The organism is Streptomyces sp. NPDC028308 (assembly GCF_055565855.1).
Genome location: NZ_JBVHTO010000007.1, coordinates 57,776 through 69,888, shown reverse-complemented (window position 1 = coordinate 69,888; position 12,113 = coordinate 57,776). Strand labels below are relative to the sequence as shown.

The window sequence follows — 12,113 nt, the reverse complement described above, 5'->3', positions numbered from 1 at the left end:
AGCCGCGCATGGCGATATGTCCTCACTCAGGGTGTCCGCGCCCTGGTTCGAAGAGACCGGCGGGGAGAGTTCCTGGCTCCCGGGGGACTTCCTTCCCCGGTGACAGTGGCGGGACCGCGCCGGATTCACACCGGCTTCCTCTCCAGTCGCCGTACTTGGCTCCGGCAGTCCACCACGGGCTCAGAACAGCCGTCAACTTGCTGTTGACCTGCGGAGGGAGAGTGTGCGAAGGCCCACACGCACGTGGGGTGCGGGACGGTGATCCGTCCCGCACCCCACGTGAAGTGATGCCGCGTTGTTCGGCTTTCGCCGGTTCTGTCCGGTCGTCAGGCGACGATCAGATAGATCCCGTACCCCACCGCCGCCGCGCAGGCGGCGAAGCAGGCGTACGCGGTGGTGACCGCGAGGGCGGCGGATCCGCCCTGCGCGCCGGCGGACTCCCGCTTGGTGAGGCCGACGATGCCGAGGGTGAAGAGGCCGACGAGGGCCACGGTGACCACGAGGCTGACTCCGAACACGGAGCCGAGGGCTGCCCAGTCGATGTGCATGCTGTTCGTTCCTTAGACCGTGGCCGGGCGGGTGGGCTCGGTGGAGGGACCGGAGTCCGGGGCCGGGATGGTGGCCGTCAGGCTGACCGGGCCGGCCGGCGGCGGGGTGACCGCGGCGATCGCGGTGGTGACGACACCCGCGGGCTCGGCGTCGGTCTCGTTGACGTTGTCCATGGTGACGGGCTGGCGGCGCGAGAGCGTCCAGATGACCCCGGCACCGGCCACGAGCAGCGTGCCCGTGGCGATGATGCCCCAGGTGCCCTGCTGGGTGAGGAACTCGGCGCCGGCGCCGACGAGCCCCGCGGCGGGCAGGGTCAGGCCCCAGGCGATGAACATGCGGGTCGCGGTCGACCAGCGGACGACGCCGCCCTTGCGGCCGAGGCCGGAGCCCATGACCGCGCCGGAGCAGGACTGGGTGGTGGAGAGCGAGAAGCCCAGGTGCGAGGAGGCCAGGATGACCGTGGCGGCGCTGGTCTGGGCGGCGAAGCCCTGCGGCGGCGCGAGGTCGGTGAGGCCCTTGCCCATGGTGCGGATGATGCGCCAGCCGCCGAGGTAGGTGCCGAGCGCGATGGCCATACCGGCCGAGACGATGACCCAGGTGGGAGGGTTGGAGCCCGGCGCGAGCACGCCGCCGGTGACCAGGGCGAGGGTGATGATGCCCATCGTCTTCTGCGCGTCGTTCGTGCCGTGGGCCAGCGAGACCAGGCCCGCGGAGGCGATCTGGCCGGCGCGGTAGCCCTTGGCGGTCGCCTTCTCGTCGGCGCGGCTGCCGATCTTGTACGTCAGTCGCGTGGCGAGCATCGCGGCGAGTCCGGCCACGACGGGCGCGGCGACCGCGGGGATGAGCACCTTGGTGACGACGGTCGAGCCGTTCACCGACGACCAGCCGGCCGACATGACCGCGGCGCCGATGAGGCCGCCGAAGAGTGCGTGGGAGGAGCTGGAGGGCAGACCCAGGAGCCAGGTCAGCAGATTCCACAGGATGGCGCCGACGAGCGCCGCGAATATGACCTCGGTGCGGATGCCCTCTTCGTTGATGATGCCGCCGGAGATCGTCTTGGCGACCTCCACGGAGAGGAAGGCGCCGACGAGATTCAGCGCGGCGGACATCGCCACCGCCGTCTTGGGCTTCAGAGCGCCGGTCGAGATGGTCGTCGCCATCGCGTTGGCAGTGTCGTGGAAACCGTTCGTGAAATCGAACACGAGAGCGGTAACGATCACGATCCCGAGGAGAAGCGTGATGTGTTCCATTTACCCAGGCTTCTGTTGGACGTCAGTGGCAAGTGGAACGTAGGCAACCTGGGTGAACGGAAGATGAACTGGGGCGGGCGGAGCGGTGACCCGATCGGCGTGCCGCCCTTCCGCTTGTGTGCGACTGGCGCGTGCGAGGGCCGCAGAGAGGCGGAATATGGGGCTCCGCTAGCCCCTCGCGAAGGTCCGCAGTCCGCGCAGGGACCCGTTGAAGAGATTCTGGTCACCCGGCAGCCGGCCGCCGTTGTCGTACTGCCAGAACGTCCAGTACGTCCACCCCGCGGGCAGCGGCCCCGCGTCCGCCGAGTCGTAACGCGCGATCCACAGCGCGTGGTCCGCGGCGAAGGCGGAGCTGGCGCCGGTGCAGTCGTTCCACCAGTGCGTCGTCGTGTAGATCACCGGCCGGCGGCCCGTAGCCCGCTCGACGCCGTCGCTGAACGCCCGGATCCACCTCACCATCGCGGCCCTGCCCAGGCCGTAGCACTTCCTCCCGTACGGGTTGTACTCGATGTCGAGCGCGGGCGGCAGCGTCCAGCCGTCCGGACGCCAGGCGCCTCCGTTGCGTACGAAGAACGCCGCCTGCGCGCCACCCGACGACCGGTCCGGCAGGGCGAAGTGGTACGCGCCGCGCAGGAGGCCCGCGGCGCGCGAGCCGTCGTACTGGCGGCCGAAATACGGGTTCCGGTAGCCGGTCGACTCGGTCGCCTTCACGTAGACGAACCGGGCCCCCTCGGCCTTCGCGGCCGGCCAGTCGACGTTCTTCTGGTGCGAGGAGACGTCGTGTCCCCGCGGCTTGCCCGCCGCCGACACCGGCGCCCCGGCCAGTGCGGCCCCGCCTGCCACGAGCGCCGCCACGGCGACCGCGATCGCGCGGACCCGGCGGCGGGACGGGTGGTGCTCACGGGCCATGCTCTCCCCCATGGAAATGGCGACGGAATGACGACACGCCACGACAAATCCCCCAGAGGCTACTGGAAAACCGGCGGCACTTTGACCATCCGTGTCCGTGGGGTGACAGTGGGTGATGTGGTTGGTCAACTGCTCGTCGGGCCGCGCGGGTTCGGCGCGGACACCCGTGCCGTCGGCAGCCGCGGGTGGGCGCCCGTCCTGGCAGGATCGCGGCATGGCTGAACAGCGGCGGGACCCACGGGACGACCGGTCGGGGCGGGACGGGACCCGGGGCGACGGGGGAGACCGGACGGCGCCGACCCCGGGAGGCCCCACCGGGGTGCACGCGACGGACCCGGTCGCGGGGGACCTTGGGGTGCGGCACGCCGAGGACGCGGGGGAGCGGCTCGCGGCGGCCTGGGACGAGCTCGTGGCGACGGCCCGCCGCACCGTGGCCGACGGGCTGGTCGTCGGCACGTCGGGCAACGTCTCGGTGCGCGTGGGGGACACCGTCCTGGTCACCCCCTCGGGCGTGCCGTACGACCGGCTGACACCCGCGGACCTCGTCGCCGTCGCCCTCGACGGCCGCCGGGTGCGCGGCGCGCTCCCGCCGACGAGCGAACTGCCGATGCATCTCGCCGTCTACCGCACCACCGACGCGCGCGCCGTCGTGCACACCCACGCCGTCCACGCCACGGCCGTCTCGACGCTCGTGCACGAGCTACCGCTGATCCACTACATGTCCGGCGCCCTCGGCGGCCCGGTCCGCGTCGCCCCGTACGCGACGTACGGCACCGAGGAACTGGCCGAGAACATGCTCCGGGCCCTCGCCGGCCGCTCGGCCTGCCTCCTGCGCAACCACGGCACCGTCGCCCACGGCGCCACCCTCGACCAGGCCTACGACCGCACGGCCCAGCTGGAGTGGATGTGCCGCGTCTGGCTCACCGCGTCCTCCGTCCCCGGCCTCACCCCGTCCCTCCTGGCCCCCGCCCAGCTGGCCGAGGCGACCCGGCGGCTGGCCGACTACGGCCGGCCGCGCGAGGAGGACCGGGACCCGCGGCAGGGCTGACGTCCCTCCCGACGGCACCGAGAGTTCCCCCGAGGCCACCTCACCGCGGCCTCACGGGGGGTCCCGGAGCGGGCGCCCGCACCCCGGGGCGATCACCCGCGAGATCCGGCCGGCGGCCCCGGCCGACGAAAACGCCGAGGACCCGCCCGCTGGCCGACAGCGGGCTCCCCCGGGAGACTGGAGCGGTGCGCACTGTCAAAGCGACGGCCGCCGCCGTCACCGTTGCCCTCGCCGCAGGCGCGGCCTCCGTAGCCGCCGGCCGGTACGCCAGCGATGCCGCGCTGAAGGCGCCACCGGGCCGCCCCCTGCCCACCGAACCCCGCCTCACCGTGCACTCCACGGCCGCGGGCCAGATCGCCCTCACCCGCGCCCTGGCCTCACTGCGCCCCGGTACGTACGGACTCGGCGGCGACGGCTCCCACGCGGTCGTCGGCCCGGTCCTGGACGGTGCCCCGCACCCCGCGGACACGGTCGTACGCCGCCTGGAACGCGTCACGCACGGCACCCTGGAACCCGGCGACAAGGTCTGGCTGACCCCGAACGTGTACGTGGGCGACCCGGCCGGCGCCCTCGGCCTGGAGCACGCCGACGTGGACGTGCCCGGCGAGCTCGGCGCCCTGCCCGCGTGGTTCGTGCCCGGCGCCCGCGACACCTGGGTGATCACCGTGCACGGCCTCGGCACCACCCGCGAACACCCGATGAACGTCATGCCGTTCCTCCAGCGCCAGCATCTGCCGGTGCTCGACCTCGCCTACCGGGGCGACCTCGGCGCACCCCGCTCGCAGGACGGGCTGAACCACCTCGGCGAGACCGAGTGGCGCGACCTGGACGCGGCCATCCGCTACGCGGTGCGCTACGGCGCCGAGAAGGTCGTCCTCCACGGCTGGTCCACCGGCGCCACCATGGCCCTGCACGCCGCCGCGCACTCCGCGCTCCGCGACCGCATCTCCGGACTCGTCCTGGACTCGCCGGTGCTCAGCTGGGAGACGACGCTGCGCGCGCTGGCCTCGGCCCGCCGCACGCCCGCCGCGCTGCTGCCCCTCGCGGTGCGCGCCGCCCAGGGGCGCACCAGCCCGCACGGCGACCGCGTCCGGGAGGTCGTGGACCCGGCCCGGCTCACCATCCCGACCCTGCTGGTGCACGGCCCCGACGACGTGATCGCCCCCTGGGGTCCCTCGCGCCGGCTCGCGGCGCTGCGCCCCGACCTCGTCACCCTGCACACCGTCCGGCACGCACCGCACGGCGCCATGTGGAACGCCGACCCGGCCCACTACGAGGAGACCCTCCGCCGCTTCCTCACCCCCCTGATGTGACCCCCGAAGCCGGGCCACCCCACGCCCACCGGGTCACCCCGGCCACCCCTGACGAGCCTCGACACTCACGCGCGGGGCGCCCTGGGGTCCACTGACGGGGGCTGGGGTGCCCCGCGTATCGCCCGCCGGCCCCCCCAGCCCCCGCCTGAGGCTGCCCTCGGCACGCCTCCGGCAGGCGCCACGGCACCCATCGGCCGAGCGCCCCCGCACTCGTAGGCCGGGCTTCGGACCGACGGCCGGGCCCTTCGACACGCGCCCGCCGGGCACCCGGCTGCCGCCTGAGGGGCCCTCGGCACTCGCCAGCCGAACGCCCGGCCCCCGCTTGAGGGCCGCTCAGCTCTCGTCCGCCGGACATCCGGCCCCCGCTTGAGGGGGCCCCGCGCTCGTCCGCCAAGCGCCCCAGCACCTGCCGACAGGGTGTCCCGATGTCGGCCGCCGGCGGCCCGGCCCCCCCCGCATGAGGGGGCCGTCGGCATTCGTCGGCAGGCGCCCCCGGGCCCTCGGCCGGACGCCCCGGACCGGCGCGCGGGCCCCGGGCACTCGCCCACCGCCGGAGGCTGCCCTCGGCACGCGTCCCGCAGGCGCCCCGGCCCCGCCGGTCAGGCGGCCCCGCTCTCGTCCGTCGGGCGCCCCGGACCGACCGGCGGGTTTCGGCCATCTCGTTGCGTCGGGGTGCCGTCCCCTTCCGTTTGCATGCCGGGTGAGGGCCCGTCCGGACCCCTCGCGCACCCCCGGGGGACCCCGCCCGGCGACCTCCCCGAACGGCCCTCAGGGCATTCCGTTTGGGTTTTCGGACTGTCAACCGGAAGACTGCACCTGTGACGTCCCGTAACCCGCGCGACTCCAGGCTCCGACTCGTCCGCCCGCGGCCCCTGGCCGCCGCCCCCCGAGCGGTGGCCCAGAGCCGCTCCCGCCGCCCCGCACCCCGACCGCCCGAGGGCACGCCGGCGCCCGCGGAACTGGCCCGTATGGCGCGCGCCGGCCTGGCCGGCGCCGCCCGCGTCGCCCGCTGGGCCGACACCGCGCTGCACCCGGGAGGCGACGGCGCGACCCCCGACGGCAAGGGCACCCTCTCCGAGGCCACCGCCGAACGGGCCGCGGCCGAACTGGGACTGACCCCCGCTCAGGTCCGCGCCGACTGGGACACCGCACGCCTGGCGGGCCTCGTCGAGGTGCACGGCAACAGCGCACGGCCCGGCTGGCGCCTGCGCGCCTGGAACCGCGACGACAGCGCCGTACTGCGCGGCTGGGTCGCCCTCTTCGACGCCTGGTCGCTCGCGTATCCCGAGCCGACGGACCGCGAGCCCGCCGCCGTCGCCGAGGTCGTCTCCGCGATGCCCCAGGTGCTCTCCTTCCTCCAGCTGTCCGCGGGCCCCGTCGACGTGGCGCAACTGCTGGACCTGCTCGAACAGCGCGTCACCGAACTGCGCACCGAGCGCTGCGAGATCCCGTACGGCCCCGGCCCCGGCCCCGGACCGGTGGCCGAAACCGAGGTCCCGGACACCCCGCTCGCCCCGCTCCTCGACTGGGCCCTGCACGCCCTCGCCTCCGTGGGAGCGCTCACCTGCGCCGACGGACAGGCCACGCTCACCCCGCTCGGCAGCTGGGCGGTCTGGGTCAAGCTGGAGCAGATCTGCGTCGCCGCGCAGAGCCCCGCGGGGAACATCGAGCAGTCGGCCGAGGACATGCTGCGCGGCTGCGCCCGACTGCGGCCCAACGCGGCCCGCGCCGAGTACCGGGCCTGGCTCGCCGCCCGCCCCGTCGGCAGCGCCGTCACCGAACTCCTCGACGCGGCCCGCGGGGAGGACGCCCTCCTGCGCGGCCTCGCCTTCGAGGCCCTGCGCGTGGTCGGCGCCCCCGCCGAACCGGACGTGCGCACCGTCGCCGACGAGACCCCGCTGCGCCCCTACGCGCTGCTGTGGCTCGCCGAGCACGAGGGCCACGACCCCGAGGACGCGCACGAGGTGCTGACCCGCGAGGAGGCCACCTGGCTGTGGGTGGACACGGCGGCGGCCGTCGCCGACCACGGTGAAGCCCCGCTGCTGGTACGGCACTTGGAGTCCGCGGTGCAGCCCACCGTCCCGGCGCTGCTCGACGAGGTCCGCGCGGTCGGGCACCCCCGCACCGTGCAGGTCCTGGTCGCGCTCGCCGCGGCCCACCCGGACCCGGCGCTCGCCAAGGCCGTGCGCCGGGCCGCCTTCCAGGTGCACACCGGGGGAAGCTGACTCGGGCTCAGGCCCCGGTCTCGGGGGTGTACGTCCCGAAGCTCCATATGTTGCCCTCGAGGTCCCGGGCCATGTAGTCCCGGGAGCCGTAGTCCTGGTCCGTCGGGGGCATCAGTATCTCCGCGCCGTGGTCCACGGCCTGCTGGTGGTGCGCGTCCACGTCGTCCACCACGACGTACACCCCCGCGGGCCCGGCGTCCTTCATGGCCGCGTCGAAGACGCCGCCGCGGCCCTTGGAGCCCAGCATCACCGCGCCGTTGCCCTGCGCCAGCTCGGCGTGCAGCACCGTGCCGTCCTCGCCCTCGTACACCGACAGTTCCGTGAAGCCGAAGGCGTCCGTGAGCTGTCTGATGGCCTTCTTCGCGTCCGCGTACAGCAGTGTCGGGTAGATGCTCGGGCGGCCGCCGTCCGTGCCTGCCATGCCGACCACGCCCTCTCGTCTCGGCGCCGAATGTGACCTGCTCCACAGTCTCGCACCGACCACTGACAACGCCCCGCCGAGCGCACAGGACCGCGCCCCCGCCTCGTGGGCCGGCGGGGGCGCTGCGGGAGAGGTCGTCGAAGGACAGCGCCCGCCGCGGAAGGGGTCAGCGGAAGGCGCCCGCCGTGGGAGAAGCAGTCAGCGGAAGGTGTCGCACCGGGCCATGTCGCCGGTGCGGTAGCCCTGCCGGAACCACTGCTGCCGCTGCTCGGACGAGCCGTGCGTCCACGACTCCGGGGACACCCGGCCCTGGAACTTCTCCTGGATCCGGTCGTCACCGACGGCCGCCGCCGCGTCCAGGCCGTCGGTGATGTCGGCGTCGGTCAGGCTGGTGATCAGCGGCCTGCCGGTCGACTCGTCCTTCGCGGTGGTCGCGTGGTGCGCCCACACGCCGGCGTAGCAGTCGGCCTGGAGCTCCACCCGCACCGAGTTGCTGTTCGCGCCGGTACGCCCGTCCTGCGACTTGTCCAGCGTCCCCGTCAGGTCCTGCACATGGTGTCCGTACTCGTGGGCGATCACGTACGCCTGCGCGAACGGCCCGCCGCTCGCGCCGAACCGCGTCCGCAGCTCCCCGAAGAAGTCCAGGTCCAGGAACACCTTGCGGTCGCCCGGGCAGTAGAAGGGCCCGACGGCCGAGGTCGCGTTCCCGCACGCGGTACCGACCCGCTGGCTGAACAGCACCGTCCGCGACGACGTGTACGTCTCGCCGCGGCGCTCGAACTCCTGCGCCCAGTAGTCCTGCACGCTGTTGACCACCGCGACGACCCGGCAGTCGTCCTTGGTGTTCGCGTCCCGCCCCGTGTGGCAGTCCTGGCTTACCTCGTCGAGGGACGAGGCGGTCGCCGAGGGCTCGTCGCCGTCCGACGAGAGGCCCAGCTGGTCCGGACCCACCCCGAAGAACAGGCCGAGCAGCAGCGCGATCACGCCGACGACGCCACCCCCGATGGTCGCTCCGCCGCTGGGGATCCGGCTGCCGCGCACGTCCTGCACCTCGGAGGTGTCCAGGCCGGCGTCGTCGTCGAACTGCATGCGCGCACCACCCTTTGTGTACGTCTGTGTACGTCGTTCCGTGGCCGCATTCTTTAGCGGCACCGCTGACCGCGGCGTCGGGCGGACGTCCGAACGGGCGACACGCCCCGCCCGCACGTCGTGTCCCGGCGCCCCCGCACCCGCTCCCGCCTACGCTCTGCGCCTGATCCGTGGGCCGGGGCAACCGCAGGGGGCAAGGGTGGTCGTACCGCCGATCAAGGCGACAGAGCCGGACCAGGCCACCCCCTACGGAGGACCGCTCACCGTGTCCAGCCGGGCGACCGCCACGGCGCATCCCCGGTACCCCCGAACCGATCGGCGAATCTCCCGCCGTCTCCTGCCCCCCGCCGTCGCCGTCCTCGCGGCGGTCCTGCTGCTGGCGGCGGCCCACCGGGCCCGGCCGGCCCCCTACGGGGACCGCCTCACCGTCCACGCGCGCGTGGAGCACGCGACGCAGATCCGGCTGCGGACCGGCCGGGCCGCCGTGCAGGCCCGCGACGCGGAGACGGGCCGCGCGCGCTGGACCCACACCCGCGACGGGCGCCGCCCCCTCGCCGTCCTCCACGCGCGCGTGCACGCGATCGCGCTCTGGGACGACGGACTGGTCACCGACACCCGGTCCGACGGCCGCGCGGTCCGCTGGCACCGCGCCCTCCCCGGGGCCGCCGGCTGGCTCGCCGCCTACGGGGGACGGGGCGTCCTGCGGACCCTCGACCCCGGGGCCCGCATGCTGGCCGTCCTCACCCCGGAGCGCATCGCCGCCTACCGCACCGCCGACGGCGACCTGCGCTGGACCCTGCCGGCCCCGGCCGGCTGCGCCTTCACCCCCGGACGGGCCGCGCACAGCCGAGGAACGCTGCTGGTCGCGCAGCCCTGCGCCGCCGACGCCCCCTGGACCGAGCAGATCGTCGCCGTCGACGACCTCGGCCGGATCACCCCCGGCCGGACGCCGCTGGGCAACGGCAGGCAGGGCGCCGAACACCCGTACACCGGAAAAGTGGTTGCACGGTCCCGTTAGACTTGGCCCATGGCCATTCTCCTCGCGCATTAGACGGCGGGATTCGTCATCAGCCGTCCAGTCCGCCAACGACCCTGCCCAGGAGTCTGTCCGTGATCTCCGCCTCCGGTATCGAGCTGCGCGCCGGCGCCCGTGTCCTCATCGAGTCCGCCACCTTCCGCATCGCCAAGGGCGACCGCATCGGCCTGGTCGGCCGCAATGGCGCGGGCAAGACCACGCTCACCAAGGTCCTCGCAGGTCAGGGCATCCCCGCAGCGGGCGCCGTCACCCGCTCGGGCGAGGTCGGCTACCTCCCGCAGGACCCGCGCACCGGCGACCTCGACGTGCTCGCCCGCGACCGCATCCTCTCCGCCCGCGGCCTGGACACCCTGATCCGCAAGATGCGGGAGAACGAGCAGCGCATCGCGAACGGCGCCGGCGCCACCCGCGAGAAGGCCCTGCGGCAGTACGAGCGCCAGGAGACGGAATTCCTCACCAAGGGCGGGTACTCCGCCGAGGCCGAGGCCGCCACCATCGCCGCCGCGCTCAACCTGCCCGACCGCGTGCTCGCCCAGCCCCTGCACACGCTCTCCGGAGGTCAGCGCCGCCGTATCGAGCTGGCCCGCATCCTGTTCTCGGACGCGGACACGCTGCTCCTCGACGAGCCGACGAACCACCTCGACGCCGACTCCATCGTCTGGCTGCGTGACTACCTGAAGACCTACCGCGGCGGCTTCATCGTCATCTCCCACGACGTCGACCTGGTCGAGACGGTCGTGAACAAGGTCTTCTACCTCGACGCCAACCGCGCCCAGATCGACGTCTACAACATGGGCTGGAAGCTCTACCAGCAGCAGCGCGAGGCCGACGAGAAGCGCCGCAAGCGCGAGCGGCAGAACGCCGAGAAGAAGGCGTCCGCGCTGCACTCGCAGGCCGACAAGATGCGCGCCAAGGCCACCAAGACCGTCGCCGCGCAGAACATGGCCCGCCGCGCCGACAAGCTGCTCGCGGGCCTGGAGGCCGAGCGGAAGTCCGACAAGGTCGCCAAGCTGCGCTTCCCGGAGCCCGCGCCCTGCGGCAAGACCCCGCTGATGGCCGAAGGCCTGTCGAAGTCGTACGGCTCGCTGGAGATCTTCACCGATGTCGACCTCGCCATCGACAAGGGCTCCCGCGTCGTGATCCTCGGGCTGAACGGCGCCGGCAAGACGACCCTCCTGCGGCTGCTCGGCGGCGCCGAGAAGCCCGACACCGGCCAGGTCATCGAGGGGCACGGCCTCAAGCTCGGCTACTACGCGCAGGAGCACGAGACCCTCGACCCGGAGCGCACGGTCCTGGAGAACATGCGCTCCGCCGCCCCCGACCTGGACCTGGTCGAGGTCCGCAAGACGCTCGGCTCGTTCCTGTTCTCCGGCGACGACGTCGACAAGCCGGCCGGGGTGCTGTCCGGCGGCGAGAAGACCCGGCTGGCGCTCGCCACCCTCGTGGTCTCCTCCGCGAACGTCCTGCTGCTCGACGAGCCGACGAACAACCTCGACCCCGCCAGCCGCGAGGAGATCCTCGGCGCGCTGCGCACCTACAAGGGCGCGGTCGTCCTCGTCACCCACGACGAGGGCGCGGTGGAGGCCCTCCAGCCGGAGCGGATCATCCTGCTGCCCGACGGCGTCGAGGACCTGTGGGGCTCCGACTACGCGGACCTGGTCGCCCTGGCGTGACCCCCGGCGGGGACGCCGCCCGCGTCAGCCCGCGTTGATCGAATGACTGATCCACTGCGTATGGATCATTCGGCCGATCCGTGATCCATCATCTGTGTGAGATCTCCTCATACCGAGGTGTGTCCTACATCGATTTCACGGCCGAGTCCCCGGTTCCCGGGGGCTCGGCCGTCTCGCGTCGCTGACCTGCTGCTTCGTGGACGAACCCGTTCGACCCCTTGCGGACGAGTGTGCGGAAGCTGGCGTTCCGCTCGTGGGGACGGGCTCCTGTCGTCAAAACCTTGTCTTACGGACCTTGCCGAATGGGTGGCCATGAAGCGCGGAAGGGGTGATCATGAGAAGTCCAGAGCGCACTTCCCATGAGGAGGCACGGGTGGCCGAGACTCTGAAGAAGGGCAGCCGGGTTACCGGCGCCGCGCGCGACAAGCTCGCGGCAGACCTGAAGAAGAAGTACGACTCCGGTGCGAGCATCCGGGCGCTGGCCGAAGAAACCGGTCGCTCGTATGGCTTCGTGCACCGGATGCTCAGTGAGTCGGGCGTCACGCTCCGTGGACGTGGCGGTGCGACGCGGGGCAAGAAGGCCGCTTCGGCCTGAGGCCG

Annotated in this window: 11 protein-coding genes and 1 riboswitch; of the genes, 6 read left to right on the top strand and 5 right to left on the bottom strand. The window is 73.3% G+C overall.

Annotated elements, in window-relative coordinates:
- Nucleotides 1-46 precede the first annotated feature (46 nt).
- Nucleotides 47-189, bottom strand: a riboswitch (cobalamin riboswitch).
- A 137-nt stretch (nt 190-326) separates the two neighbouring features.
- From ACZ4VA_RS17100 to ACZ4VA_RS17090, 3 genes are all read right to left on the bottom strand, one after another.
- Entirely contained in the window at nt 327-548 is a 222-nt protein-coding gene (locus ACZ4VA_RS17100) for a hypothetical protein (protein WP_355793092.1), read from the bottom strand.
- 12 nt (nt 549-560) lie between these two features.
- A complete protein-coding gene (locus ACZ4VA_RS17095; RefSeq protein ID WP_356173551.1) occupies nt 561-1,799 on the bottom strand; it encodes an inorganic phosphate transporter in 1,239 nt (412 codons plus the stop codon).
- Between the two features lie 168 nt (nt 1,800-1,967).
- Nucleotides 1,968-2,708, bottom strand: a complete 741-nt coding sequence (locus ACZ4VA_RS17090; RefSeq protein WP_356173554.1) for a lysozyme — start codon at nt 2,706-2,708, stop codon at nt 1,968-1,970.
- A 214-nt stretch (nt 2,709-2,922) separates the two neighbouring features.
- On the opposite strand from ACZ4VA_RS17090, the gene ACZ4VA_RS17085 reads away from it, so the two are divergent.
- The 3 genes from ACZ4VA_RS17085 to ACZ4VA_RS17075 all read left to right on the top strand — a co-directional run bounded on the left by ACZ4VA_RS17085 (nt 2,923) and on the right by ACZ4VA_RS17075 (nt 7,294).
- Nucleotides 2,923-3,756 carry a class II aldolase/adducin family protein gene (locus tag ACZ4VA_RS17085; protein WP_452921288.1) on the top strand — a complete coding sequence of 278 codons (834 nt, stop codon included), beginning with the start codon at nt 2,923-2,925 and terminating at the stop codon, nt 3,754-3,756.
- A gap of 185 nt (nt 3,757-3,941) precedes the next feature.
- The gene (locus ACZ4VA_RS17080) at nt 3,942-5,069 is read left to right on the top strand and encodes an alpha/beta hydrolase family protein (protein ID WP_356174070.1); all 1,128 of its coding nucleotides are present in this window, start codon (nt 3,942-3,944) and stop codon (nt 5,067-5,069) included.
- A gap of 818 nt (nt 5,070-5,887) precedes the next feature.
- On the top strand, nt 5,888-7,294 hold the full coding sequence (locus ACZ4VA_RS17075) for a hypothetical protein (protein WP_356174071.1): 1,407 nt from the start codon (nt 5,888-5,890) through the stop codon (nt 7,292-7,294).
- A 7-nt stretch (nt 7,295-7,301) separates the two neighbouring features.
- Here ACZ4VA_RS17075 and ACZ4VA_RS17070 read toward each other — a convergent pair whose 3' ends face one another.
- Entirely contained in the window at nt 7,302-7,715 is a 414-nt protein-coding gene (locus ACZ4VA_RS17070; protein WP_355781399.1) for a VOC family protein, read from the bottom strand.
- Between the two features lie 198 nt (nt 7,716-7,913).
- A complete protein-coding gene (gene ypfJ, locus ACZ4VA_RS17065) occupies nt 7,914-8,804 on the bottom strand; it encodes a KPN_02809 family neutral zinc metallopeptidase (RefSeq protein ID WP_468081867.1) in 891 nt (296 codons plus the stop codon).
- 199 nt (nt 8,805-9,003) lie between these two features.
- On the opposite strand from ypfJ, the gene ACZ4VA_RS17060 reads away from it, so the two are divergent.
- The 3 genes from ACZ4VA_RS17060 (at nt 9,004) to ACZ4VA_RS17050 (ending at nt 12,108) form a co-directional block, all read left to right on the top strand.
- Entirely contained in the window at nt 9,004-9,822 is an 819-nt protein-coding gene (locus tag ACZ4VA_RS17060) for a hypothetical protein (protein ID WP_468081865.1), read from the top strand.
- A gap of 92 nt (nt 9,823-9,914) precedes the next feature.
- Complete coding sequence (locus tag ACZ4VA_RS17055; protein ID WP_355781407.1) at nt 9,915-11,513, top strand: ABC-F family ATP-binding cassette domain-containing protein; 1,599 nt, start codon at nt 9,915-9,917, stop codon at nt 11,511-11,513.
- Between the two features lie 373 nt (nt 11,514-11,886).
- Entirely contained in the window at nt 11,887-12,108 is a 222-nt protein-coding gene (locus ACZ4VA_RS17050; RefSeq protein ID WP_006123601.1) for a helix-turn-helix domain-containing protein, read from the top strand.
- The last annotated feature ends 5 nt before the right edge of the window (nt 12,109-12,113 follow it).

What these genes read in the sequence shown, in the direction of transcription:
- ACZ4VA_RS17085 (WP_452921288.1), top strand. Translation starts at nt 2,923, where the DNA reads ATGGCTGAACAGCGGCGGGACCCACGGGACGACCGGTCGGGGCGGGAC.
- ACZ4VA_RS17095 (WP_356173551.1), bottom strand. Translation starts at nt 1,799, where the DNA reads ATGGAACACATCACGCTTCTCCTCGGGATCGTGATCGTTACCGCTCTC.
- ACZ4VA_RS17090 (WP_356173554.1), bottom strand. Translation starts at nt 2,708, where the DNA reads ATGGCCCGTGAGCACCACCCGTCCCGCCGCCGGGTCCGCGCGATCGCG.
- ACZ4VA_RS17070 (WP_355781399.1), bottom strand. Translation starts at nt 7,715, where the DNA reads ATGGCAGGCACGGACGGCGGCCGCCCGAGCATCTACCCGACACTGCTG.
- ypfJ (WP_468081867.1), bottom strand. Translation starts at nt 8,804, where the DNA reads ATGCAGTTCGACGACGACGCCGGCCTGGACACCTCCGAGGTGCAGGAC.
- ACZ4VA_RS17100 (WP_355793092.1), bottom strand. Translation starts at nt 548, where the DNA reads ATGCACATCGACTGGGCAGCCCTCGGCTCCGTGTTCGGAGTCAGCCTC.